General features: G+C 67.5%; 27 protein-coding genes and 1 pseudogene. 7 read left to right on the top strand and 21 right to left on the bottom strand.

Annotated elements, in window-relative coordinates; genetic code table 11:
- Nucleotides 1–58: 58 nt before the first annotated feature.
- The 5 genes from ACFPQ9_RS10175 to ACFPQ9_RS10155 all read right to left on the bottom strand — a co-directional run bounded on the left by ACFPQ9_RS10175 (nt 59) and on the right by ACFPQ9_RS10155 (nt 3,767).
- Nucleotides 59–388 carry a rhodanese-like domain-containing protein gene (locus ACFPQ9_RS10175; protein ID WP_380850090.1) on the bottom strand — a complete coding sequence of 110 codons (330 nt, stop codon included), beginning with the start codon at nt 386–388 and terminating at the stop codon, nt 59–61.
- Nucleotides 389–546: 158 nt separating this feature from the next.
- Entirely contained in the window at nt 547–1,503 is a 957-nt protein-coding gene (locus tag ACFPQ9_RS10170) for a hypothetical protein (protein WP_380850039.1), read from the bottom strand.
- Entirely contained in the window at nt 1,500–1,676 is a 177-nt protein-coding gene (locus tag ACFPQ9_RS10165) for a hypothetical protein (protein WP_380850036.1), read from the bottom strand. The genes ACFPQ9_RS10170 and ACFPQ9_RS10165 overlap by 4 nt, the downstream gene beginning before the upstream one ends.
- 78 nt (nt 1,677–1,754) lie before the next feature.
- Nucleotides 1,755–3,218, bottom strand: coding sequence for a DUF2252 domain-containing protein (locus ACFPQ9_RS10160; RefSeq protein ID WP_380850033.1), 1,464 nt, complete (start codon nt 3,216–3,218; stop codon nt 1,755–1,757).
- A 186-nt stretch (nt 3,219–3,404) separates the two neighbouring features.
- Entirely contained in the window at nt 3,405–3,767 is a 363-nt protein-coding gene (locus tag ACFPQ9_RS10155; RefSeq protein WP_030958574.1) for a winged helix-turn-helix transcriptional regulator, read from the bottom strand.
- Between the two features lie 161 nt (nt 3,768–3,928).
- Between ACFPQ9_RS10155 and ACFPQ9_RS10150 the strand changes: the two genes are divergently transcribed.
- Nucleotides 3,929–4,579, top strand: a complete 651-nt coding sequence (locus ACFPQ9_RS10150; protein WP_380850030.1) for an FMN-dependent NADH-azoreductase — start codon at nt 3,929–3,931, stop codon at nt 4,577–4,579.
- Nucleotides 4,580–5,034: 455 nt separating this feature from the next.
- On the top strand, nt 5,035–5,397 hold the full coding sequence (locus tag ACFPQ9_RS10145; protein ID WP_380850027.1) for a DUF1304 domain-containing protein: 363 nt from the start codon (nt 5,035–5,037) through the stop codon (nt 5,395–5,397).
- A gap of 259 nt (nt 5,398–5,656) precedes the next feature.
- Here the strand turns inward: ACFPQ9_RS10145 and ACFPQ9_RS10140 are convergent, their stop codons facing one another.
- From ACFPQ9_RS10140 to ACFPQ9_RS10100, 9 genes are all read right to left on the bottom strand, one after another.
- The gene (locus ACFPQ9_RS10140; RefSeq protein WP_380850024.1) at nt 5,657–6,562 is read right to left on the bottom strand and encodes a nucleoside triphosphate pyrophosphohydrolase family protein; all 906 of its coding nucleotides are present in this window, start codon (nt 6,560–6,562) and stop codon (nt 5,657–5,659) included.
- A 40-nt stretch (nt 6,563–6,602) separates the two neighbouring features.
- The gene (locus ACFPQ9_RS10135; protein ID WP_380850021.1) at nt 6,603–7,082 is read right to left on the bottom strand and encodes a C1 family peptidase; all 480 of its coding nucleotides are present in this window, start codon (nt 7,080–7,082) and stop codon (nt 6,603–6,605) included.
- Between the two features lie 266 nt (nt 7,083–7,348).
- Nucleotides 7,349–8,590: an ImmA/IrrE family metallo-endopeptidase gene (locus tag ACFPQ9_RS10130; RefSeq protein ID WP_380850018.1), complete on the bottom strand. Its 1,242-nt coding sequence runs from the start codon at nt 8,588–8,590 to the stop codon at nt 7,349–7,351.
- Complete coding sequence (locus tag ACFPQ9_RS10125; RefSeq protein WP_380850015.1) at nt 8,587–9,033, bottom strand: helix-turn-helix domain-containing protein; 447 nt, start codon at nt 9,031–9,033, stop codon at nt 8,587–8,589. Before ACFPQ9_RS10125 ends, ACFPQ9_RS10130 begins: the two co-directional genes overlap by 4 nt.
- Nucleotides 9,026–9,415 (bottom strand): holo-ACP synthase, encoded by a 390-nt coding sequence (locus ACFPQ9_RS10120; protein WP_280855223.1) that lies wholly within the window; start codon nt 9,413–9,415, stop codon nt 9,026–9,028. Before ACFPQ9_RS10120 ends, ACFPQ9_RS10125 begins: the two co-directional genes overlap by 8 nt.
- Before the next feature lies 1 nt (nt 9,416).
- Nucleotides 9,417–10,292: a hypothetical protein gene (locus ACFPQ9_RS10115; RefSeq protein WP_380850012.1), complete on the bottom strand. Its 876-nt coding sequence runs from the start codon at nt 10,290–10,292 to the stop codon at nt 9,417–9,419.
- A complete protein-coding gene (locus tag ACFPQ9_RS10110; protein WP_380850009.1) occupies nt 10,289–10,726 on the bottom strand; it encodes a hypothetical protein in 438 nt (145 codons plus the stop codon). The genes ACFPQ9_RS10115 and ACFPQ9_RS10110 overlap by 4 nt, the downstream gene beginning before the upstream one ends.
- Nucleotides 10,727–10,804: 78 nt before the next feature.
- Nucleotides 10,805–11,419 carry a dTMP kinase gene (locus tag ACFPQ9_RS10105; RefSeq protein WP_380850006.1) on the bottom strand — a complete coding sequence of 205 codons (615 nt, stop codon included), beginning with the start codon at nt 11,417–11,419 and terminating at the stop codon, nt 10,805–10,807.
- Between the two features lie 17 nt (nt 11,420–11,436).
- On the bottom strand, nt 11,437–12,438 hold the full coding sequence (locus tag ACFPQ9_RS10100; protein WP_380850003.1) for a nucleotide kinase domain-containing protein: 1,002 nt from the start codon (nt 12,436–12,438) through the stop codon (nt 11,437–11,439).
- Nucleotides 12,439–12,566: 128 nt separating this feature from the next.
- Between ACFPQ9_RS10100 and ACFPQ9_RS10095 the strand changes: the two genes are divergently transcribed.
- Nucleotides 12,567–12,899, top strand: coding sequence for a hypothetical protein (locus tag ACFPQ9_RS10095; RefSeq protein ID WP_380850000.1), 333 nt, complete (start codon nt 12,567–12,569; stop codon nt 12,897–12,899).
- A gap of 45 nt (nt 12,900–12,944) precedes the next feature.
- On the opposite strand, the gene ACFPQ9_RS10090 is transcribed toward ACFPQ9_RS10095, so the two are convergent.
- From ACFPQ9_RS10090 to ACFPQ9_RS10080, 3 genes are read right to left on the bottom strand one after another with little or no spacing between them, the layout of a single operon-like run.
- A complete protein-coding gene (locus tag ACFPQ9_RS10090; RefSeq protein ID WP_380849998.1) occupies nt 12,945–13,136 on the bottom strand; it encodes a hypothetical protein in 192 nt (63 codons plus the stop codon).
- The gene (locus ACFPQ9_RS10085; RefSeq protein ID WP_380849995.1) at nt 13,133–13,402 is read right to left on the bottom strand and encodes a hypothetical protein; all 270 of its coding nucleotides are present in this window, start codon (nt 13,400–13,402) and stop codon (nt 13,133–13,135) included. Before ACFPQ9_RS10085 ends, ACFPQ9_RS10090 begins: the two co-directional genes overlap by 4 nt.
- Nucleotides 13,403–13,455: 53 nt before the next feature.
- Nucleotides 13,456–13,908, bottom strand: a complete 453-nt coding sequence (locus ACFPQ9_RS10080) for an NUDIX hydrolase (protein ID WP_380849992.1) — start codon at nt 13,906–13,908, stop codon at nt 13,456–13,458.
- 168 nt (nt 13,909–14,076) lie between these two features.
- On the opposite strand from ACFPQ9_RS10080, the gene ACFPQ9_RS10075 reads away from it, so the two are divergent.
- The gene (locus ACFPQ9_RS10075) at nt 14,077–15,162 is read left to right on the top strand and encodes a TniQ family protein (protein WP_380849989.1); all 1,086 of its coding nucleotides are present in this window, start codon (nt 14,077–14,079) and stop codon (nt 15,160–15,162) included.
- 14 nt (nt 15,163–15,176) lie between these two features.
- Here ACFPQ9_RS10075 and ACFPQ9_RS10070 read toward each other — a convergent pair.
- Nucleotides 15,177–15,989: pseudogene (locus ACFPQ9_RS10070) on the bottom strand (MFS transporter); the annotation flags it as partial.
- Between the two features lie 230 nt (nt 15,990–16,219).
- On the opposite strand from ACFPQ9_RS10070, the gene ACFPQ9_RS10065 reads away from it, so the two are divergent.
- On the top strand, nt 16,220–16,756 hold the full coding sequence (locus ACFPQ9_RS10065) for a phosphate-starvation-inducible PsiE family protein (protein ID WP_380849986.1): 537 nt from the start codon (nt 16,220–16,222) through the stop codon (nt 16,754–16,756).
- A 255-nt stretch (nt 16,757–17,011) separates the two neighbouring features.
- On the opposite strand, the gene ACFPQ9_RS10060 is transcribed toward ACFPQ9_RS10065, so the two are convergent.
- Nucleotides 17,012–18,142: a hypothetical protein gene (locus ACFPQ9_RS10060; protein ID WP_380849983.1), complete on the bottom strand. Its 1,131-nt coding sequence runs from the start codon at nt 18,140–18,142 to the stop codon at nt 17,012–17,014.
- 621 nt (nt 18,143–18,763) lie between these two features.
- Between ACFPQ9_RS10060 and ACFPQ9_RS10055 the strand changes: the two genes are divergently transcribed.
- Together ACFPQ9_RS10055 and ACFPQ9_RS10050 are read left to right on the top strand one after the other, a co-directional pair.
- Entirely contained in the window at nt 18,764–19,213 is a 450-nt protein-coding gene (locus ACFPQ9_RS10055) for a DUF1931 family protein (RefSeq protein WP_380849980.1), read from the top strand.
- 258 nt (nt 19,214–19,471) lie between these two features.
- Entirely contained in the window at nt 19,472–20,665 is a 1,194-nt protein-coding gene (locus ACFPQ9_RS10050) for a PP2C family protein-serine/threonine phosphatase (RefSeq protein ID WP_380849977.1), read from the top strand.
- A gap of 250 nt (nt 20,666–20,915) precedes the next feature.
- Here ACFPQ9_RS10050 and ACFPQ9_RS10045 read toward each other — a convergent pair whose 3' ends face one another.
- Together ACFPQ9_RS10045 and ACFPQ9_RS10040 are read right to left on the bottom strand one after the other, a co-directional pair.
- The gene (locus ACFPQ9_RS10045; protein ID WP_380849974.1) at nt 20,916–21,344 is read right to left on the bottom strand and encodes a DUF2267 domain-containing protein; all 429 of its coding nucleotides are present in this window, start codon (nt 21,342–21,344) and stop codon (nt 20,916–20,918) included.
- Between the two features lie 36 nt (nt 21,345–21,380).
- Nucleotides 21,381–21,773 (bottom strand): DUF2267 domain-containing protein, encoded by a 393-nt coding sequence (locus tag ACFPQ9_RS10040; RefSeq protein WP_380849971.1) that lies wholly within the window; start codon nt 21,771–21,773, stop codon nt 21,381–21,383.
- Nucleotides 21,774–21,782 lie beyond the last annotated feature (9 nt).

Below are 21,782 nucleotides of genomic sequence, written 5' to 3'. Positions count from 1 at the left end.
GCGCTCGGCGGCCAGCCACCGATCACCCGACTGTCACCAAAGTCATGACCGAGTACACCTAGAGCACGTACCCGGGCTGACCGTCGTCGTTCACCACGGGACGTCCGGCAGCCGCCCACACCTGCATGCCGCCGTCGACGTTCACGGCGTCGATGCCCTGCTGGACCAGGTACATCGCGACCTGCGCGGAGCGGCCGCCGGAGCGGCAGATCACGTTGACCCGGCCGTCCTGCGGGGCGGCCTCGGTCAGCTCGCCGTAGCGGGCCACGAACTCGCTGATGGGGATGTGCAGCGCCCCATCGGCGTGGCCCGCCTGCCATTCGTCGTCCTCGCGGACGTCCAGGAGGAAGTCGTCGTCCTTGAGGTCGCTGACCTCGACAGTGGGCACGGGGGATCCGAAGTTCATGACTTCGACGCTACCTGACGGGTGCCGGTGCGTCGGGGGCTCCTACGGAGGGTGAATGGAGCGGCCGTCGGGAGAGTCCAGGCTTCGTCGTGGCTCGTCGCGCAGTTCCCCGCACCCCTTGAGGGCGATTCCCGTACCCCCTACCCGAGCAGTGCCGCCAGTTCCGCTTCCCTCGCCGCCACCTGGGCCAGGAGCTGGTCGGCGATCTCGTCGAGGAGACGGTCGGGGTCGTCCGGGGCGAGACGGAGCATCGCGCCGATCGCGCTCTCCTCCAGGTCCTTGGCGACCAGCGTGAGCATCTCCTTGCGCTGGGCCAGCCATTCGAGGCGGGCGTAGAGCTCCTCGCTGGGAGTCGGGCCCTGCTCCTCGGGCGCGGGTCCGGCGGCCCACTCCTCGGCCAGCTCCCGCAGCAGCGCCTCGTCCCCACGGGCGTAGGCGGCGTTGACGCGGGTGATGAACTCCTCGCGCCTGGCCCGCTCGCCCTCTTCCTGGGCGAGGTCGGGGTGGGCCTTGCGGGCCAGCTCGCGGTAGAGCTTGCGGGCCTCGTCGCTGGGCCGCACCCGCTGCGGGGGCCGTACCGGCTGATCCGTGAGCATCGCCGCGGCCTCCGGGAACAGCCCGTCGCCGTCCATCCAGCCGTGGAACAGCTCCTCGACGCCGGGCATCGGCATCACCCGGGCGCGGGCCTCGTCGGCCTTGCGGATGTCCTCGGGGTCGCCGGTGCGGGCGGCGACGGCCTCGGCGATCCTGGCGTCCAGCTCGTCGAGGCGGGTGTACATCGGGCCGAGCTTCTGGTGGTGCAGCCGGGAGAAGTTGTCCACCTCGACCCGGAAGGTCTCCACCGCGATCTCGTACTCGATCAGCGCCTGCTCGGCGGCCCGCACGGCCCGCTCAAGCCGCGCCTCGGGCCGCTCGGCCGGTTCTTCCGCCGACTCCTCGGCCACGTCTGCCGTCTCGTCGGCGACTTCTGCCGTCTCGTCGGCCGTCACTCCCGCCTCACCACCCTGCTCGGCTCCGCCGACGGGCACCTCGGCACCGTCCGGCGCCCCCTCACCAGCGGGCTCGGCCTGGGACTGCTCAGCTTCCGGCGTCATCACCCGCCCAGCGTAGGCCACACCGGGCCCGGCCGATCGAACACCGACGCCGCCGCGGACACCGCCACCGCGGACACCGCCACCGCCGCCACCGCCGTCGTCATCGACTCCACAGCCGGCACCGCCCCTGACGCCACCCCCGGCACCGGCGCCGGCTCCTCCGCCGACGCTGCCATGGACTCCACGACCGGCACCGCCACCACCGAGGCAGGCGCCGACCCGGCCGGTGGCCGCTCTCTCGGCGGTGAGGTCCGTCAGACGCCCATCTCCGCCGCGATCCGCCCGTCGCGCACCGCCGTCACGAGTTCGGCGTGGTCCGCTTCCGTGCGGTCGGCGTAGGTGAGGGCGAACTTGGCGATCGACTCGTCCAGTTCCTCGTTCTTTCCGCAGTAGCCCGAGATCAGACGGGGGTCGGCGCTGTGCGAGTGGGCGCGGGCCAGGAGAGCGCCGGTCATCCGGGCGTAGTCGTCTATCTGGTCGGCGGCCAGCGCGGCCGGGTCGACGCTGCCCTTGCGGTTGCGGAACTGGCGCACCTGGAAGGGGAGTCCGTCGACCGTCGTCCAGCCCAGCAGGATGTCGCTGACGACCTGCATGCGCTTTTGGCCGAGGACCACACGCCGCCCCTCGTGGTCCGCGTCCGGCGCCTCGAAGCCTGCCGTCACCAGGTGCGGGACCAGGGCCGAGGGGCGGGCCTCCTTCACCTGGAGGACCAGCGGTTCGCCCCGGTGGTCCAGCAGCAGGACCACGTACGAGCGGGTGCCCACGCTGCCGGTGCCGACCACGCGGAACGCCACGTCGTGCACCGCGTGCCGGGCGAGAAGCGGGTGGCGGTCCTCGGAGAGGGTCGTGACGTAGCTCTCCAGTGATGCCGCGACCGCCGCCGCCTCCTCGTCCGGCACCCGGCGCAGCACCGGCGGAGCGTCGACGAAGCTGCGGCCGCCGTCCTCGTTCGGCTCCGTCGACTTCGCGGCGAAGCGCCCGCTGGTGTTGGCCCGCGCCTTCTCCGCCACCCGCTCCAGCGTGCCGAGCAGGTCATGGGCGTCGGTGTGGGAGACCAGTTCCTCGTCCGCGATCGCGTTCCACGCGTCCAGCACCGGGAGCTTGGCCAGCAGGCGCATGGTGCGCCGGTAGGAACCGACGGTGTCGTGCGCGGCCTTGCGGCACTTGTCCTCGTCGGCGCCCGCCTCCCGGCCCGCGAGCACCAGGGAGGTGGCGAGCCGCTTGAGATCCCACTCCCAGGGGCCGTACAACGTCTCGTCGAAGTCGTTCAGGTCGATGACCAGGCCGCCGCGTGCGTCGCCGTACAGGCCGAAGTTCGCCGCGTGCGCGTCGCCGCAGATCTGGGCGCGGATCCGGGTCATGGGGGTGCGGGCCAGGTCGTAGGCCATGAGGCCCGCCGAGCCGCGCAGGAACGCGAAGGGCGTCGCCGCCATCCTGCCCACCCTGATCGGGGTGAGCTCGGTGAGCCGGCCGAGGTTGGACTCCTCGACGGCGGCCACGGCGCCGGGACGGGAGGCGTCCAGGTCGAACACCGCGTGCTCGGCGCGCGGTACCCGCTTGCGCAGCGCCTTGCCCTCCTCCTTCGGCGATCCGCCGCCGGGCCACTCGGCGAATCCCCGCACGCGGGGCAGCCGGCGCGACGCGGATGTGCGCTCCCCGGACTCCGACGCCGCCACGGCCGCCTCCGCCGCCACAGCCTCGGCACCGACCTCGGTCATACGGACCGCCTCCCCCGCTCCCGCACGAACATCAACTCGTGCCGACGTTACAACCGGTGGCCGGAACGCGTCAGACCCTGTGGACAACTCCGCGGTTGTGGAAAACCAGGGTGGGCAGGCGGTGGGTCCAGGTGTCGGGTCCTCAACAGCCCTGTGGTCGGTCCTCACCAGCCCTGTGGCCAGCCCTCAGCAGCCCTCCGGCCGCTCCCCGTCCCCCAGGTACTTCTTCGCCCACTCGCCCAGCTCGGCCAGCGCGGGCTCCAGTGCCGCGCCCGACTCCGTCAGCCGGTACACCACTCGCAGCGGCGGCCCCTCGTAGACCTCGCGCACCACGAGTCCCGCCGCAGCGAGCTCGGTGAGCCGGTCGGAGAGCATGCGCTCGCTGATGCCGGGGATCGCCCGGCGCAGGGCGACGAAGTAGGCGGGGCCCGAGGTCAGGACGGACACGATCGGGCCGGTCCAGCGCTTTCCGAGCAGCTGGAAGACGCGGTTGATGCCCTCGTCGACCCGCTTGCACTGCGCCACGTCGTGACTCTGCTCACCCGCCATGCCCTTCAGGGTACTGCCCTGAGGTTCGGGGATGAAAAAAAGTAAGTGACTGTGTTATCCATAGTCGAGTACGAACTTTCAGTTCCTGCGGACAGATACGTCCTGTACCCGGACTCCCCCTGCCCGCTCCCGTTCCTTTCCTTTCTTTCCTGGAGACCCCCATGGCCACGCTCCTGCACATCGACTCCTCGGTCTTCTCGACCGAGGCCTCCTCCTCCCGCGCCGTCACCGACGCCTTCCGCCGAACCTGGCAGGAGCAGCACCCGGAGGGCACGGTGATCCACCGCGATCTCGCCGCGCAGCCGGTGCCGCACATCAGCGCCCACTCCCACACCGCCGGCTTCTCCGATCCGGCGACGCACACCCCGGAGCAGGCGGCCGCCTTCGCCGAGCGTGTGAAGCTGATCGAGGAGCTGGAGAGCGCGGACGCCGTGCTGATCGGCGCCCCGATGTACAACCTGACGATCCCGTCGACCCTGAAGGCCTACCTGGACAACGTGGTCCTGATGGGGCGTACCGCGGGCGACACCCAGTCGGTCAAGGGCACCCCGGTCACCGTCGTCGCCAGCCGCGGCGGCGCCTACGGTCCGGGCACCCCTCGCGAGGGCTACGAGTACGTGCAGAACTACCTGTCGGCGATCCTGGCCGACTTCCTCGGCGCCGACCTCGACTTCATCGTGCCGGAGCTGACGATGGCCCCGGTCAACCCGCAGATGGCGGAGCTGGTCCCCCTCTTCGAGGCCTCCCGTGAACGCGCCCTCGACGAGGCCGCCACGAAGGCCAAGCAGCTGGCCCAGAAGCTCGCGGCGTAACGCCGGCCGGCCGGTCGACGGCCGCACACACGCGTGGAGCCCGCCAATACCGCAGGGGGCTCCACGCACGCGTGCCGACCGGGACGGCCACCACGCCTCACGAACCGCCCACTACAACACCGGGAGCCACCGGCGTCCCCCGGTCGAGCCCTCGGCATCCCGGCCAAGCAACCGGCACCCGTCGCGCCCTCGACATCCCGGCCAAGCAACCGGCACCCGTCGCGCCCTCGGCATCCCTGCCAAGCAACCGGCACCCGTCGAGCCCTCGGCATCCCGGCCAAGCAACCGGCACCCGTCGAGCCCTCGGCATCCCGGCCAAGCCGCCGAGCGCGGTAAAGCTCCCGGCAACCCAGTCAAGCCCCGGCAACCGGTCGAGCCCCCAGCACCCGTCGAGCCCCAGGCACCCGTCGAGCCCCCGCAGAATCCACGCCGCAAGCCCCCGGCACAATCACCGCATGCATGCGATCTCTGTCGTCCTCGTCGCCCTCATGGCGCTGCTGCACGCCTACATCCTGGTGCTGGAGATGTTCCTGTGGCAGCGCGGCCCGGGCCGCAGCCTGTCCGGCTTCGATGCCGAGCTGGCCCGTGCCACCGCACCGCTCGCCGCCAACCAGGGCCTCTACAACGGCTTCCTGGCCGCGGGCCTGGTCTGGGGTCTGATCGCCGACGACCCGACCGGGCAGCAGGTCCAGATCTTCTTCCTGTCCTGCATCGTCGTCGCCGGCGTCTACGGCGCGGCCACCGCCAACCGCCGCATCCTCTTCGTCCAGGCCCTGCCCGCCGCCGTGACGCTCGCCACGGTCGTCGCGGCGGGCTGAGCCGCCGACCCGGCACTCGGCCCGTGCCGTGACCTGAGAGCTTCATCACAGGTCACGGCGCCAAGAGCGCCCCGCCGCGAGGGTGGTGGACAGCACAACGTGGCGAACACAACAGAAGAGGCGGCATCGTGTCTACGATGCCGCCTCTTCGAGAGTGGGGAACCGACGGAATGGGCTGACCAGCAGGGTGACCGCAAGCGCCAAGATCGTTTCCCGGGACTCTCAAGATCATTTCCCAGCACCTGGTGAGGTACGCCGCTCACTCGTCGTCTGCGTCGCCCGACCTCGGCCCGCTATAGGTGATGGTGCGGGCGTGCAGGTTCAGATGGACGGTTCCGCCCTTGTTGGCCGTGAGCTCCTCGAACATGCGATAGCCGGCCAGAATGGCGTATTCCCAATCCTGAGCCGAGCGGCGGGACACCTCTAGGTGCGCTGTCATCGCCTGGCACGCCTTGACGATCTCGGCCGGTACGGCAGCGGCAGTACTGAAGAAGGTGTGGGCCCGAGCCATGGAGAATACGTAGGCCGTCATGCCCTCCTCCACAGCAATCGCACGACCGCCGTCCTGAATGCGATCGACATCTCGATCGGTATTGCGTTTCATTTTCAGAAGACTTCGCATGACCGGCGACCAACCGAGTACGGCCATGTGCGCGAGATGAAATACGTCGTGATAGCGATAATTGTCATCATCGTCACTGTTGTCGTCCAGCGGATCACCAACGGCTTCATTGCCACGATAGATCCGGACCGTCTGGACTGGCAATTTTCCTTTACCCTCGACCAGGGTGTCAGTAAAGGTGATGTCGAGGCTTCGCGGAAGCTGCTGACCGGCGGAGACATTTTCGTCGAAGAGTGGGTGCGGAGGAGGAGTCGCAGGTCGCAGGAACCGCTCTCGTGTTTTACGCACGTTGTCGGAGAGTATTTCTTCCAGGCTCAGGTTGCAGCGGCGAGCCAGAGCGGTTGCGTACCAGAACAGGTCACCGAGTTCTTCTCGGACTTCATCCGAGAAGGCACGGTACCCTGTGTGGTCTCGCTGGATTTTCTTGTACTGAGCCGCCAGGCTGCCGATCTCCCCGGCGAGGCCGAGCATGGGGAGGACGAGATCCTCAGAGTCCAGGATGTCGGTCTCAGCAACGGCGCGCTCATATTCTGCGAATTTCACGAACCTTGCCCTCTCGTCGGTGCGGCGCTAAGGGACCTGATTACTCTGAGATGGGGTGGATGACTGCCGCCTGCGGAGCGAAGGCGACGAGATACTGCAGCGGGAGCCAGGAGTAGCCTCCGAGCCCCCAGTACTCGCCCCAACTGTTGCGGATCAGCAGGCGCCTGCCATGTGTGGGATGCGTGGCGGCGCCTACGCATACAACCGCGTGGTAGTCGCCCATGGCGGACGCTACGTCGGGCACCGCGACGTGTCCGTCATCGTCCGGTTCCATGAACTCGTCCGTGACTTCCAGGACCAGCAGCACCGCGGACCCTGCTGCCAACGCGTCTTCCAGCGCGTCTTCCACACCGTCGTGAGCCAGGTCGAGCGGGGACAATGTGCCTGTGTGCCACGGGGGTTGTGCTGTGGTCGCGGGCGGCTGCTCGGTGCTGATGCCCAGGCCGACGTTGAAAGGCCAGCTTTCGATCGGCGGCTGACCAACCTTGGTCAGGGCTTCGGCCGCGTCGGTCACGAGCATGCCCTGTGGTCCTGTCTGACCACGCGCGCTGCAGTACCACCAGATGGACTCGGGGGCGAGGGCGCCTGGGGGCGATCCAGCACTGCTCCGGGCGGCTTCGTGGCTGACGGAGACCGCCATGGGAACGCACACCGGCCTGGGTCCCTGAGAGATGGGCTCGGCTGCGAGGAGTGGACGCAGGTCCACCGGGGGGCGGGGGGCGGGCGCTGGTAGGGCTGGGCCTGCTCCGGTCCCAGGGGCGGGTTCGGGCGTCATGGAGGTAGGGCTCACCGCGGTGATCCATCGTCTGTGTCATCAAGGAGTGCGCGGACCAGGTGGCGGCTGTGCCACACGTGGGGCGCTGGCTGGACGGTCGCCTCGACCGTGAAGGTGGCTGCCGGCGGTGTCCGTGGCTCGAATGGAGCGGCATAGTGCAGCTGGAAGGTGGAGGTGCCCTCTGCCCGTGCCTTCAACGCCATCCATCGTCGGCCTGTCGCGCCCACACCAGGGGTTGAGGGAACCTGTGCGTCTGCGGCGGATAGTTCGAGCGGTGCGCCTTCGGTGTGGTCTGCGGCGGCTAGGTGGCGTCGAACGGCCGGAGCGTTGCGCGAGGTCACTGGTGCCCAGCCCGGCTCGTAGGCGTCGAAGACGACCTGCAGAGAATCGTCCCCCGCAGTGCGCTCTGTCCGACCACGCGCTGCAGTCGATGCCGTCTGACTGTCCGCAGGCGCGCTGGTGCCGCTTTCGGCAAGAAGCGGGGGTGGGGCAGGGTGGGCTCTGCGGGCAGCGCGCTGAGCGTTGAGGTTGTCGTCCAGCCAGCAGTATCCGGTGGAGCGGTTCTCCGGCAGTGCGATCACGATTTCGTCGTCGATGAGGACGTCGATCTGCTGGCTAGGAGAGCGCACGTCTAGCGTCCACACGTCGGCGTTGCCCGTTTCCGGCCGGTGGCCGTATGCCAGGTCCTGCTTCGCCCGCAGCGGCGGCGTTTGCAGCAGGGTGTCGCGCTGGCGTTCGGTGATCACCTGCAAGTTGTTCATCTGCCGCAGGGCGGCCTCGTAGCTGACGCGCATGTCTCGGGCGGCGAGATACGCCTGGGCCGGGGAGACGGTCTCGCTCCGGCGGATGCCGTGACGGCTTGCCACGGCGTGGACCAGCGGCGGTGGCATGAGGAAGTACGAGGCGAAGTATTGGGCGAGCCGTTCGCGCTCGTTGCCGCTGACCCTGAAAACGTCGTCGTCCGTATCGAATACCGGCTGGTTGTGGTCCAGCTCCCAGTGGCCGATTTCGTGAGCGGCGGTGTAGCGCTGGATCGTCGACCGCCGTTCGGTGGTGATCACAATGCCGCCGTTGCCCTGGGGCAGTACGGCGCCGAGCAGGGCGTCCAGGGGCTGGAAGACGAGCCACAGCCCGAGCTCCTCAATCACCTGGAAGACGTCCACCGGCTTTTCCTGATCGACGTTGAGTTCATCGAGGAGGCTGGCGGCAGCCTGAAGGGCGCGGCGGCTGCGGCCCAGGAACGGGCTGTTCATTGCTGGCCCGGCGGTTGGATCGGCGGGATGGGCGTGCCGAACGGCGCGGGTGCGCTGCGTCGCTTCCGGGGCGTGGGGGGCGAGCCCGCGGCCGCGAGGAACTGAGCGAAGCGCAGAACCTGCTCCTTGTCGTTCTCGGAGAGCTCGGCGGTGGCCCGGTACAAGGCGTTGTCGACGGCGGCGTCTTCTTCCTCCTCGCCGAGCAGCCAGTGGACGGTGCGGCGGTACAAGCGGGCCAGCCGCCTCAACTCCAGGGCGGTCACATTGCGCTGCCCCGACTCCATGGCGGTGACGCTGGTACGAGGAACACCGAGGGCGCCGGCGACATCATCCTGGGTCAGCCCCAAGGTCTCGCGGGCAGTGCGTAGCCGCCGACCGACTTGCTGCTGCTCGGTTGGCTGCTGTTCGCCGTCCGGCTGCCGGTGCGGCTTGCTCTTATCCATGGCCTGTATTCCCTAGTCCGACGACGAATGCGAGGGCCCAGCGGTCCTCGTGCGTAAGTGATACTGACCAGGTGTCCAGGTGAAGCTGGCGCGCGCGGGCCGCGGCGTTGCCGCTCAGCAGCAGGGTGGGCATCTGTCCTTCGGCGGCCTCTACCTCGACCTCCAGAGGGCTGATCTGTCCCACTCCTTGCCCTAACGCCTTCATCGTTGCCTCTTTGGCAGCCCACCGCGATGCCAGGCGTTCAGGGCGGTTGGCACAGTACAGGCGCTCTGCGGGCGTCCATGAATTTTCGAGGAAAGCGTCCCCCGACAGGGTGACCATGCGGGCCAGCTTCTCCACATCGACCATGTCGACACCGGTCTGCAGCACTATCCCGATCATGCTAACCGCCCTTGTTCCGAGCAGAGTCGATGAGGGCCTTGATCCCCCTGCGTCCGCCGAAGTGGCCTTGCTGGGTGTCCGCCATGGTCGCCTGCACGGCGAGCTCTCCGACCTCGAAACCTGTCTGCTGCGCGAGGAACGCCAGCAGCCGTGCCAGGCCGACCAGGTTCCCGTACGCCTTGGTGACGAGGTACTGATGCCGGTAGACGGCGAGCATGCTGAGCCGGCCGTCGAGCAAGGTCAGGTCGATGTGCACCAGGCAGGGAAAGCCGCGCTGACGCTTGTCCTTCGGTGCGTAGACCTGGACCCCTACGTCCTGCAGGCCTGCAGTGTGGTCCTCGGGCGGCTCCGCCTCGCCGCCAACCGCTATGTCGGACAGATTGTGCGCCCGGCGTCCCGCGCGGCGCTCGTTGCGCAAGTACTTCACACGGTCGGCTAGTTGGTTGTAGCCTCCGGCTTCCTTGCCCGGCCAGCTGACCATGCGGCCGAAGTAGGTGCCGCGGGGGTTGCCGTCAGCAGTACACAGCAGCGGGAGCATGTCGGTATACGCCGCGTAGAGATCTCCCGCCGCCTGGTCTAGGCGCTCCTTCTGCTCATCGGGCAGTGCCGGATCCCAGGCCACAGCAGGAGCATGGTAAAGATCCTGGGGGAAGATGGTGCTCGCGACTGTCTGCACCGAGTGGATCGTGCCGCTCTTGTGGGGGCCGGGCACCAGGACGGCATCGATCGCCGCTCGCGCGGCCGGGTCCTCCGGCGCGAGAGGATCGGTGATCGTCGTGAGCACGTTGACTCGCCGTCCGCCGCGGGCGTGTACGAGTTCCAGCGTGCGCAGCCACGCCTCGCCCAGGTCTTCGGCCGGCTCGACGTAGTCGCTCATGCCGCACCGATCACCAATTGCCCGGGGATGGACTGTCGGATGAGCGAGGCCACGCCGCCAACGCTGCGCAGGCTCTCTCGCCGGACGTTCGACAGCCGCACGAGGGGCCGGTCGAAGGCCTTGCCGACGGTGGAGACGACCCACACCGCGGTCATGCTGTCGATCTCCGGGGTGCCGTCCGCGTGGATGGGACTGTTCACGATGTCCTGCAGGCTCTGGCGGCGCAGGCACATCAACATCTCCAGGACCTGCTGCTCCATCTCTATCTCGGTCATAGCCTGCAGCGCGCGGCGGTCCAGGCGGATCTCCGAGGGTCCACGGCTCGGGTCACAGCCGTCGGCCCACCCGGGCGCCGACAGCTGAGGTGCGGCCGTCGGGGCGGGCACGGGGAAGAACAGCGGTGCGCCTGACGCACTATGCATGTCCTCTGTCATGACATCGATGGTCGGATATTCCGACATCCGTGTCAAGGGGCGTCTGCCCGTGGGCATGGGCAGCGGGAAGGCAGCAGGTCAGGAGGGCGTCAACAAGCCCCGCTCGCGCAGGGTGGCGAGGAGGAAGTCGGTGGTGGCGGCCGGGTCGGCCGCCGGGACCTCCACGGTGATGGCGCTGTGCTCGGCCGCGAGGCGGCGGTAGCCGGCGCGGACCGGTTCGCGGTTGAGGGCGTCGGCTTCGTGCGGAGTCGTGAAGAGAAAGACCACGTCGGCCGACTGGCCGGACCAGACAAGATCGATCATGCCGAGGAAGGCGTCCTCGTCCAGCCCCTGCTCCGCCATGTGTGCGCCGTACCAGCCATAGGCCACGGTCGACCACCACCAGCGGTCCAGGACGGCTCCTCCGCCGGCCCGCGCTTCGCTCAGGGTGTTGATGTTCTCGGCGTGACAGGCCAGGTGCATCAGTTGGCGTGCCAGTGCCGAGGAGATCGGCGCCCGTTCGGTCAGTCGGTAGACACCTTCGGTGAAGCGGCTCTGCCCGGAGGGCAGATGCATGAACAGGGGCTTGGGATCAGTCCACGACAAGCGGTCCAGGGCGGCACGCTGCGTGCTCTTGCCGCTGCGGTCCAGGCCTTCCAGGACCACCAGGGTCCCCGGGACCAGGCGCACGAGACTCGGTGGGACTGTCGCCAAGTCTGCCTCCGGGTGCGTCAGCCCGACAGGTTCCACTTCGGCGGGAACCAGGCACCGACCGGCTCTGGCACCGGCTGGAACAACTGCTTGATCCGGCTGCGGCCGCTGTGTCCGGCTACCTCAGGGTGGGCCACGCGGGCGTACTTGTCGACCTCGCAGAACAAGTTCTGGCAGTCGATGAGCTGCAGTGGCCGGCCGGCCAGGCCGGTGAACGAAAGGTCCAGGCGGGCGAAGTGCTCCTGCTGATGGTCGGCCATATAGCGGATGACGTCTGCTTCAATGCCGTCGGCGGAGGGGCCGAAACACTTGCGGATGCCGTCGCGAGCTCCCGGGCCGGCCACGACGAACTCCATCTCGTCGAAGTCGAAGACGGCCGAGTAGTTCAGGTCGATGGCGAACTGATAGGCGAGGAAGTCACCCATCGCTGGATATGACCTCAGCACCTCGAAGGCCGCGCGCAGTGACCCACCGCGCGCGATGCGTCCCCCCACGTCCGTGGTCATCATCAACTCCAGCAGCCGCAAGTGATTGCTGTGCTTGCGGCCTGCTCCCAGCCGCGGCGGAGGAATCACATAGGCCGCTGAGTACAGCTTGCGGCCCGAGTGAAAGGCACGGGTCAGCGCTTCGTCATAGGCACTTCGGCTGAAATCCTTCCAGGAGAGCTCCCCGATCTCCCCGCTCAACAGCTCCCAGGTTGAGACACGGTTGAACATCTTGAACAGCAAGGTACGGAACACCACCTCCGGCACGTCCTGTACCCCGGTGTAGGAGACATGACGGATAAGGAACTGACTGACCCGATCCGCAGCCCGGTAGCAATTGGTGAATCGGTGACGCAACAGGATTGGATCATCCGTCCACGGAGCAGGCCTGCCCTCAAGACGAGCCTGGTAGACCGCGTGCCGCAGCGCTGCGAACCGCCAGTACGTATCGAACACAGGCGTCGGACGCAGCAGGCGCCCGGCGATGCGGATCGGAGTTGGCGCGGGTCGCTCCTCAAATGACGCCACGTGCCTCATAGACAACTCCAGATCCAGCTCACCCTGGAGTCCGTGGAGGGTGGTACCAGAGGCCATCGCAGTACCCATCACCGAATGTCTCCGGATTCCAGCGTGACGCGATTCACGTAACAGGTCACACTATACGCATGGACGGAGAGGCCCGTGAAGCGTTCCGCAGGCGATCATCAGCGCTGTTCGGGAATCGCTATATGGCGGAAGTAGTAGTGGCGATAGTCGATCTCACATCAGCCACCGGAGACACACCGGTTACCGTGCGCATGGTCGCCTCACGCACAGGTCTGACCGACAGTCTCGTCCGTCCCGTGGTCAAGCGCCTGGTGGATGCCGGTCTCCTAGACCCGCAACCGCAGGATCGGCTGCGCGGCGCCAACTACCACGAGATCTGCCGAGACGACGGAGTGTGGGCCGTGCTCGTCAGCACATGCCAGCTGCTTCACACTGCTGTTCCACTGCCTTGACCGATGCAGAATGCGGTGACCGATCTCCGCATGTCTGCCTCACCCTCAGCTTTCGATCCGCTGCGCCGCCGCGCCGACGATCTCCTGCAGGCTGTAGCTGAGCAACAGCCCGTTCAGCGAGCACTCCAGTTGTGCACGCCGGGCAGACCGGTCGCGAGCCAACGCCTGGGCGATCGCCTCCTGCAGGTACTCCTCCGGTGTTCCCCTCCGCCGAGGCGCCCGCCCGGACCCGCTCATAGGTCGTCGCTCAAGGGGATGCTCATCAGGTGCTTGCCGTCCGGCCCTGGAAAGAGACTGCAGAGCACGTCGATCGGAAGTGCGTCCTCCAGCCGTTTCCAGATCTTGCGCATCGCCCGCCCCTCGTTCTTGGCCGACACGAGTACCACGAGCCGTCTGCGGTCGTCGGCGGCAGCCAGAGGGAGGCGACTTTCCTGTTGAGCGGCCCTTAGTTCAAGGGTGTTCACGGAGCGGGTCAGGATGATCTCAATGGCGTGCAAGGTCATTGCTTGTCCTCCTGCTGCGGTGAGTTGAGAAGAAGAACTGCGGTCTCGGGGGGTCACTCGAGCGAGATCTCTCCGTCCGGCAACCACCCCTCCCAGTAGCCGTCCATGAAGTCGAGCAGTTCGGCGGGTTCGACCACTGCGCCGGCTGACCGCAACTCGGCCGTTGTCCACCAGCAAGCCTCCGGGGCGATGGCGAAGCGCACGGCCGACGGCCAGCTTTCCGCGGCTGGGCGCACCACCACGACGAACTGAACGCCCACCACGGAGTTCCTGCGGGAGAGCCGACCGATGAGAGGAGAGATACGAATCGGCGGTAGGTGGACGGTGCGACGTAGATAGCGGGATGCCGCGCGGCGGATGGTTTCGCCGGGGCGCATAGGCACTGTCGGTAGCGTCCAACCATTTTCATCGTCGGACTCAGACGGAATCAGGAGTAGCTGGCGCCTCGGAGAATCGATGACAACCGGGCGTACCACATCGCGGCTGTCCGAGTGAGCGTCGTCCATGCCACATCACTTCCGTGATGTTATTCGAATAACACACATAAGCGTCCTCTTGGGTGACCCACCGAGGAACGGGTTCCAGTAAACAGAGCCCACTTTTCGGTCACCCACATCGGTGGTCCGTCCACAAGCCACGGTTCAGCAGGCCGCATCTGCCACAGGATTCGCGCCGTGAGCACTGCGAAGAAGACAGCGCAGGGGGAGCGCCAACCGCGTCGCACCCTGACTGCACCAATCGTTGAGCCGATCCCCGGCGAGTCTCTGAGCAGCTGGATCGGCGCAGTTGCCCAGCAACAGGACCTCGAGATGAAGCCGCTCCTCCGGGAACTTCACCTCGACAGGCTGGGCGGCGTCTCCGCGGCCGAAATGCGGCTGTCCGACCCCGTGGCCCGGCGGATGGAGAAACTGACCGAAGTCGACGCCGAGCGCCTGCACTCAATGACCCTCGCCCGCTATGCCGGCAACGCGCTGCCGCATCTGCCGTTGCTCCCTGCTGATGGCGTCGCCGTTCAGCAATGGCACAAGGGGGCGTGGATCCACCACTCGCAGGCACGCTGGTGTCCGAAGTGTCTACGGGACAAAACCAGTCGGCGCTGGCTCCTGCGCTGGAAACTTCCGTGGTCGTTCGCGTGTGTGGACCACGGCGTGTACATGGTGACGGAATGCCCGGCCTGCTGGGACACCGTCCGTTTCCCTCACGACGCCCCACCTGAACGAACCTGCGAGAACTGGACTGACGAGGGTGAATGGACTTACGACCTGGGACAGCCATGCGGGTTCCCGCTGATCATGAGCCAGCCTATGCCGGTCAGGGACGAATCTGTTCTGGCCCTCCAGGCGCGTGTCAACGCGTGGCTCGATGGTTCGCCCACGCATGAGGACCGGCAACTCGTGGCACTGGCGGCTGTTCTGATCCCGTTGGTGTCTCCGTCGATGGTGCGGCGCGGCGATCCGCTGCTGCGGTACGCGTTGCGGTCCCCCAGAGGCACCTCGCAACGGAAGCGAGAAGGCAGAAGGCCTTGGACCGACTCACTTCGGGTGGCGGCCGCCGTATGCGCAGCCGGCGGACGGGTGCGCCGTTCGTATTCCGCCACCGAGGTCGCTGAATGGATCGCCGACCTTCGACTCCTCGACCACCGGCGTAAGCCCTGGCGCATGGACATGGCGGAGTTGGCGTACGGGCCCTCGCTCCGGCCCAATCCCTTTGTTGAGCCGCTGGTGCATCGCGGGCTGATCACCCTCGGCAGCTGGCTATGACCACTCGTCGCCGACCGTACCGACGTGCCTAGGGCGATGAGGGACGCCAGGAGGGAGAGGACGGCCAGCACGCCTAACATCTGGGGGTATCCACCCATGGGCACGGCGAGCACGGCTCCGGCGAACAGTGCCAGGGCAGCGGCCGTGGCAGCGGGAGCGGTGAGAAGTCCTGACATCCGCCCATAGGGAGCGGTGCCCCAGCGGTCGGTCACCGCCGTGGCCTGAAGAAGGGTCAGGTTCCCTCGGACCGGCCGGCTGCGATCGACAGGCCGACGAGCAGGGCGTAGAGGCCGGCGACAAGGACGAGCGCCCTGTTGTGGCGCCGCCGAGTGCGATCAGGGCAGCCGTGCGGGGTTGGGCTGGGTGCGGCGGGCGAGTGCCGCGTGCAGGGTGCGCCCGAGGCTCTGGCCGCTCCGCCGAGGCCGAGGACCCATGCTGCCTGCCGGCGTCGTGGAGTATCCGCGTTCGAGGAGCAGCGGGACCAAGGCGAAGACGACGGCGTACATGGCGAACGCCGAGAGGGTCAGTGCTGCAGCGAGCATCCAGAACAGGCGGGTTCGTGACGCCCGTTCGCCGCCATGTCCGCTGGGTGCAGGTGAGCGGGGTGCCTTGGGCCAGGGGGAATTCAGGGCGACGGCGTGTGCCGGGATCGTGATCACGGCTAGGACCGCGGCGAGCACGACGTACGTGGTGCGCCAGGACAGGTGGTTGGCGAGCACCGCTGTCAGCGGGGCGAAGACGGTGGAGGCGAGACCGTCGGCGAGTGTGACGACGGTCAGGGCACGGACGTGGTCGGGAGCCCACCAGCGGGTGAGGACGGCGAAGGCGGCCCACCCACGCGGGGGGCGAGGGTCCGGCCCATCTCGGAGGGCAGGCCCGGGTCGGCGACCAGGACGAGCCGCAGGCTCCTGCCGTTCGTGTCCGCGTCGGGCTGCCTCATCTCGTCCTGCCGCCGGGGAGGCTTCGTCGCGCCTCGCCACTTCCCCAGGCTGCCAGCAGAGGGAGGGATCCGCCCGTTCGGCAGCACGCCGCGCCTGCGGGCCGGGGGACCCCTAGCATGCTGAATGTGCGACCCATTCTCCCGAAGATCGAGGGCGGCCGGGTGCAGGGCCTCCTGCAGCTCATCGAGGACGGCATCCACCTCGTCGTCGCGGCGCTCCTCGTACTGCTCGCGGGGCTCCTGACCGTCGAAGTCGTCCACGACGTCATCAAGTCGATCCAGGGGCCGTACCGCGCGGAGAAGATCGTTCTCTCCGCCCTGGACAACGGGCTTGTGCTGTTCATCGTGGCAGAGCTGCTCCACACCGTCCGCCTCACCATCAGGAACCAGACCCTCGACGCGGAGCCGTTCCTCGTCGTCGGCCTGATTGCCGGCATCCGCAAGGTGCTCATCGTCACGGCCGAGGCGGAGAAATCCTTCCGGTGGAACGTCGAGGGGATCGAACTGCTCATCCTGGCGGGGCTGATCCTCGTGATGGCGACAGCGGTGTACGTGTGGCGGCGCTCGACGCGGCCGGGAGACTACTTCTCGCTTCAGGAGGCGCGTCGCTCCCCGCCGCCGGAGCCCTCACCCACCTCGGTGCGCGGGTCCTGATCCGTCACCTTCCGCAACCACGGCCGCCCCACCCGTTGCTCCTCTCGAGCGGAGCCGACATCCCGTTCCAGGGGCGGGCGGCTTACTTGCAGCCGCGAGGTCCTTCAGGGCCCACTCCTGTGCCCGCGGGCGAGGGGCGCGGGCGTGGGGCTAGTCCGAAGGACCGCCGCGTGTAGCCGAACCGCCGGTACGCCTGCTATTCGGTGAGCGGCGATGCCGCACGCGCGCCCGGGAGCCGTGTGTGCCGGTATAGGTTCACTTCGAGGGCTGGTCACCGTGGTCGTCTTGGAGCGTGTGACGACGTTCCTGTTCGCGCTTGGAGTAGGCGGCTGCCCGGATCGCATCGTCGCTCTCCAAGCCTGATCCCAACGCGCCGCCCACGGTGGCGACCGAAGCGACGAACCAGGACAGCGTCAAGTACTCCTCGGCGTCCAGTGGGGTTCGTGTCACGGAAGCGAACGCTTGGTCGTTGAGGATGAACAGCGCCCACACCCAGTTGATGACCATCAAACCCACGTAGCAGACGAGCACCCCGATACCCACGGTCACGACCGTCGAGGCGTTGTACAGCCGCGCCCTCTGCCTCGCCTCCGGCGAGCTCTCTGCTGACCGATGCCACAGCTCCGCGTCCACGATCAGCCAGCCGATCATGATCGCGACAGATCCGACCGTGGCAATCACGAGGCGTGGCGTGCTGAGGGACGCGGCCAGGGTCCAGACGGTGGAGTTCACGGTGGCGACTGCTCCCGTGGCGAGTGCGGCCGCCAGGGCTTTCGACAAGCCCGGCACCAACCGCCACGGCCGGTTGGCGCGGACCATACCGGCGAGCACTCGCAGGTAACCGCGCGGCCCGCTGACGACGTACCGAAGATCGTCGGTCTCCTTCTCACCGGTTGGGCTCGGCTGAATAGGCGCGAGACGATTGACGAAGGGCCCCAGAAGCGGCTGACTTCGTGGAGGTCCTTCAGCTCCAGTGGTTTGCGGACCCGTCAAGCCAAGCACGGCTTCTTCGACGGCCCGCCGGGCCCTCGTCTGCAGCCGCAGGCCTCCCAGTGAAGGAAGAGAGAGCAGCGCCAAGCCGTGTTCGTGATTCAGATTCACAGCGAGCCTGCGCCCGTGTGAGTGCAGCGGAAGGTCGGTGAGGGCCACGACGATGTCCCAGTTCTCCGCACTCCCGCGGTCCATGATCCGGCGCATCAAGGTGGGCGGGTCCTCCGTACCCGAGGTGATGGGCTCACTGACCACCTCGACGTCGAACCGTCTCCCCTGGCCCGACTTGTCGGCGAGCCGAGCTGAAAGTGTCCGGGCCATGCGCTGCGCGACCTCCGTCGGCGCGTCCGGATCCGCCAGGAGAGCCACGACCGTAACGCCCTGCGACACCCGCATGACTGGACCCTCCTCGTCGGCTGCCCCGCGCTCCCAAGTGCCCACAGGCGCGGCCGAGGTAACGTCGGTGCCGCGTGACACGCCGGCCTCCGCCTGCAGGTGCAGACGGTACGGCCGGATCTCCTCGTCTTCCCAGCACCGGCCGCGATCGCGTCCCCCAGCGCGAAGACCCGCTCAGGCATCACCCCGGCACGCACCGCGCTCCGCGCCACCGACCACCAAATCCAGAACGGCTGCGAGGCACAGCACTACGTCCTGCTGGCGTCGGATCGGCTGGTAGGCGGGATGGTCCGCATCAACCGGGCCCGGGCGCTGTCCACCGGCATCTCCCGAGCGGTCCCTGGCGTGTTTGCCACCGCGGCTCGGCCTCATAAGCAGCTATATCTGGGGGGGGCACACCCCCCTTACGTGGCCGCTCGGCGACGCGGTGTACACGCTGCTGTCGATCCGCACGCCCGTCCGACTCCCCGGGCAGTCGGACGCCTGGGCCTGGCAGGGCAAGACAGGAAAGCCAATTGGGCCCAACATGCGCATGCGTTCGCGCACCCCCGTCGGCCAGGCTGACTGGGAAGCCCAAGGGGCCGGGAGCCACCCCGGCGCCCGCAGCCGGAGGTTGCCGTCATGACCGTGATGTCCATCGCCAAGTTCGAAAGGTTCTTCCGCGCGGCCGGGGGACTGGACGTCGACAAGAACGATCTCAAGCGCTACAGCGACTTCGTCGACGCCAAGCTCTACGATCTGCTGACCGTCGCCCAGGCCACTGCCAAGGCCAACGGGCGCGACGTCATCCGGCCCTGTGACCTACCGATCACGAAAGGCCTGCAGGAGAGCATCCACCACTTCCGGAAGATCGACCAGGAAGTAGAACTCAAGCCGATCCTGGAACAGCTCGCCACCCACCCCGCTCTGGACCGCACGCCCGACGAGGAGACCGAGGCGGCCTATCCGGACATCATCGGCGGACTCAGCCTGGCCCTCGCCCAAAGCTTCAAGATTCTCCACCCGGACCTGAAGAACCCCCAGACCCAGCACTGGGACGAGGCCCGAGCCGTCTTCGACCTCCTGCTGTGAGTGGCGATTGGACCAGGCGGAGCAGGCCATGCGCCGAACAGCTTCAGCGCGCTCTGGTTGCGCGGCTGCCGCAACGATCCTGCTCAGCCGCCGCAGGGCCTCGTCCACGTCCAGGGTGTTGCTGAGACCGGTCGCGTACCTGCGCCAGCCAGCAGCCGCAGGAGGTCCAGAGCCAGCACGCCGGGCTGATCGGCCCACATCTCGAGTGTCGGAGGGCTCAGATTGTGGCGGCTCCACCTCGCAGGGATCATCGAATGCATGGACCGGAACATGTCCAACGGGTCCGGGGAACGGCTGCTGGAGGAACTGGTCAGAGCAGCCCAGCTGGCATCACCTGCGGAACTGCCCGTGGTCCTGAACCGGTATGCCGAGGCCATGGGTCTGGGCAGGGCCGTTATCTATCTGGTCGACATCCAGCAAAGACGGCTGGTGCCGCTTGTCGAAGGCGAGCCGGAACTGGACCTCGACACTTCGCTGGCCGGATGGGCCTACCGCACCGACTCTCTCCGAGTGGAAGAAGGCCCCTCCGGCGGGATGAACGTCTGGCTGCCCCTGGCCGACGGAGCGGAGCGGCTGGGCGTCGTGGAGCTGAACATGAGCACCCTGGACGGGCTCAAGCTACGGCGCTGTCGAACGATGGCACGGCTCCTCGCACTGATCATCACATCCAAGCGCACCTACAGCGACACCATCGCGCAGCGCATGCGTACCAGGCCGATGCACCTGCCCACGGAGATGGTGAGGGCTTTTCTCCCTCCCCGGTCGATCGGCACCGGGCGGGTCGTCTCGACGGCGGTTCTGGAGCCTGCGTACGAACTGGGCGGCGATGCTTTCGACCATGCGTTCACCGAGGACGTTCTGCACGCCACGATCCTTGACGGCATGGGGCACAACCTGGCGTCCGGACTTGCCACCTCTGTCGCCATGGCAGGCTGCCGTAACGCCCGACGCAGCGGGGCAGACCTGAACGAACTCGCGGGCACCGTGGACGAGGCACTGGCGAAGTGGCTTCCGGAGCAGTTCTGCACAGGTATCTTCACCCAGTTGCACATGTCCACCGGTGTGCTGCGCTGGTGCAACTGCGGCCACCCGGCGCCGCTGCTCATCCGTCGCCACCGCCTGCTCCATAAAGCCTTGGAGCGGCCACCTGAGCCTCCTTTGGGTCTGCCCGCCAGTCTCGCCGGGACCGCCCGTCAGGTGCACGACGTCAGCCTCGAACCCGGTGACCGAATACTGCTCTACTCGGACGGCGTCGTGGAGTCACGCGATGATGCAGGCGAAGAGTTCGGCCTGGAGCGCTTCACCGACTACATCATCCGGTCGACCGGGGCGGGGCAGAACGCCTCGGAAGTGCTGCGCCTGCTCATCCATGCCATCCTCGAGCATCGGCACGACAAACTCAGCGACGATGCCACGATTTTGATGTTCGAGTGGCAGCCCCCTGATCCGTGACCGCAACATCTGCAGTGCCAGACCCGCACAGGCAGGTGCCCCAGGCGACGTGCTGCCACGTCCTTGGCCGCAGCAGCGCCCTGTTTACCGGCGGATGCTGGCGGAGGCTTGGGTTCTGCGGTGGCCAGCCCACCCGACTGCCGACGATCAACACGCTCGGCAACCACCCGCGGCCCAAGTATTGGGACGACCGGGGCGCCGCAGGCCTGCTCGGCGGGGTGGGCCGCGCTCGATACCTCCTCCGCCCAGATCACGGCAGGAGCGCGGCAAACGAGTTCGGCACCCGGGATTTGAGGTGCTGCCATTCGCCGGCGCTCACATGGCGCTCCAGAGTTTTCAATACAGTGCGCACCAACTTCTCGTCTCCGCCCTCGACCGCATAGGGGAATTCGCTCCGGACCCGTGCGAAGAACTCCTCGTTGCTCATCTTCACGGGCGTCTCGGCCGGCCTCCAGCCGTCGTAGTAGAAGCCCCTGACGATGGTCGGCAGCTGGGCCCCGAACTGTACGGCCGTCTCGACCGGGAGACGATCCCGGAGTGGGTGCAGCACGGCCCGAAGTGCCGCGTACGACTGCTTGCGGCGGTCTTTGGGCCATTCGAAGGCCTCCTCGACGTCTTTGAGGAGCCGATTGGCCTTGTCCACCATGGTGTCGAACGAGGAGAAACCTGTATCAACCATTTTTCGTGGGCCTTCCGTTCTGGGCGCCTCACGGGCTCAGTCCGCGAGGTCGGCCTTGCCGAACAGGACCGCGTAACTGGAGGGGAGTTGGCTGATGATCTGGTTCAGTTCACCGCCGGTGACAGCGTCGGCAACGGTGGTCAGGACCGCACTGGCGTCCCACTGCGCCGTACGCGGCCGGGCATTGGTGCGCTCGGCGACCCGGCGGTAGAACTCTTCGATCCCGAAGCTCTGCGCCTGCTGCGGCGTGGCATGTTCCAGAACTTGTCCCAGCGGGCCCGGCAGCTGGGATGCGAGGTCCTTGACCTCCCCCGGGCTGATCCGTTGGGCCAGCACTTCCAGTACGGCGTTGGTGACGTCCGCGGCTTCGTCCTGGTCGCTGTATTCGCCTCGCTCGCGTACACGGGCGAGGAATCCGTCGTATTTCATCCCTGCCTC

Source organism: Streptomyces coerulescens (genome assembly GCF_042657965.1).
Lineage (GTDB): Bacteria > Actinomycetota > Actinomycetes > Streptomycetales > Streptomycetaceae > Streptomyces > Streptomyces coerulescens.
The sequence above is the reverse complement of the archived record's forward strand: the minus strand, read 5'-3'. Positions and strand labels throughout refer to the sequence as shown.

What these genes read in the sequence shown, in the direction of transcription:
- ACFPQ9_RS10130 (WP_380850018.1), bottom strand. Translation starts at nt 8,590, where the DNA reads ATGAACAGCCCGTTCCTGGGCCGCAGCCGCCGCGCCCTTCAGGCTGCC.
- ACFPQ9_RS10060 (WP_380849983.1), bottom strand. Translation starts at nt 18,142, where the DNA reads ATGCGGGTGTCGCAGGGCGTTACGGTCGTGGCTCTCCTGGCGGATCCG.
- ACFPQ9_RS10160 (WP_380850033.1), bottom strand. Translation starts at nt 3,218, where the DNA reads ATGACCGAGGTCGGTGCCGAGGCTGTGGCGGCGGAGGCGGCCGTGGCG.
- ACFPQ9_RS10155 (WP_030958574.1), bottom strand. Translation starts at nt 3,767, where the DNA reads ATGGCGGGTGAGCAGAGTCACGACGTGGCGCAGTGCAAGCGGGTCGAC.
- ACFPQ9_RS10080 (WP_380849992.1), bottom strand. Translation starts at nt 13,908, where the DNA reads ATGGACGACGCTCACTCGGACAGCCGCGATGTGGTACGCCCGGTTGTC.
- ACFPQ9_RS10150 (WP_380850030.1), top strand. Translation starts at nt 3,929, where the DNA reads ATGGCCACGCTCCTGCACATCGACTCCTCGGTCTTCTCGACCGAGGCC.
- ACFPQ9_RS10040 (WP_380849971.1), bottom strand. Translation starts at nt 21,773, where the DNA reads ATGAAATACGACGGATTCCTCGCCCGTGTACGCGAGCGAGGCGAATAC.
- ACFPQ9_RS10055 (WP_380849980.1), top strand. Translation starts at nt 18,764, where the DNA reads ATGACCGTGATGTCCATCGCCAAGTTCGAAAGGTTCTTCCGCGCGGCC.
- ACFPQ9_RS10050 (WP_380849977.1), top strand. Translation starts at nt 19,472, where the DNA reads ATGGACCGGAACATGTCCAACGGGTCCGGGGAACGGCTGCTGGAGGAA.
- ACFPQ9_RS10120 (WP_280855223.1), bottom strand. Translation starts at nt 9,415, where the DNA reads ATGATCGGGATAGTGCTGCAGACCGGTGTCGACATGGTCGATGTGGAG.
- ACFPQ9_RS10125 (WP_380850015.1), bottom strand. Translation starts at nt 9,033, where the DNA reads ATGGATAAGAGCAAGCCGCACCGGCAGCCGGACGGCGAACAGCAGCCA.
- ACFPQ9_RS10145 (WP_380850027.1), top strand. Translation starts at nt 5,035, where the DNA reads ATGCATGCGATCTCTGTCGTCCTCGTCGCCCTCATGGCGCTGCTGCAC.
- ACFPQ9_RS10045 (WP_380849974.1), bottom strand. Translation starts at nt 21,344, where the DNA reads ATGGTTGATACAGGTTTCTCCTCGTTCGACACCATGGTGGACAAGGCC.
- ACFPQ9_RS10165 (WP_380850036.1), bottom strand. Translation starts at nt 1,676, where the DNA reads ATGGCAGCGTCGGCGGAGGAGCCGGCGCCGGTGCCGGGGGTGGCGTCA.
- ACFPQ9_RS10065 (WP_380849986.1), top strand. Translation starts at nt 16,220, where the DNA reads ATGCTGAATGTGCGACCCATTCTCCCGAAGATCGAGGGCGGCCGGGTG.
- ACFPQ9_RS10115 (WP_380850012.1), bottom strand. Translation starts at nt 10,292, where the DNA reads ATGAGCGACTACGTCGAGCCGGCCGAAGACCTGGGCGAGGCGTGGCTG.
- ACFPQ9_RS10110 (WP_380850009.1), bottom strand. Translation starts at nt 10,726, where the DNA reads ATGACAGAGGACATGCATAGTGCGTCAGGCGCACCGCTGTTCTTCCCC.
- ACFPQ9_RS10085 (WP_380849995.1), bottom strand. Translation starts at nt 13,402, where the DNA reads ATGACCTTGCACGCCATTGAGATCATCCTGACCCGCTCCGTGAACACC.
- ACFPQ9_RS10135 (WP_380850021.1), bottom strand. Translation starts at nt 7,082, where the DNA reads ATGCTCGTGACCGACGCGGCCGAAGCCCTGACCAAGGTTGGTCAGCCG.
- ACFPQ9_RS10090 (WP_380849998.1), bottom strand. Translation starts at nt 13,136, where the DNA reads ATGAGCGGGTCCGGGCGGGCGCCTCGGCGGAGGGGAACACCGGAGGAG.
- ACFPQ9_RS10095 (WP_380850000.1), top strand. Translation starts at nt 12,567, where the DNA reads ATGGACGGAGAGGCCCGTGAAGCGTTCCGCAGGCGATCATCAGCGCTG.
- ACFPQ9_RS10100 (WP_380850003.1), bottom strand. Translation starts at nt 12,438, where the DNA reads ATGAGGCACGTGGCGTCATTTGAGGAGCGACCCGCGCCAACTCCGATC.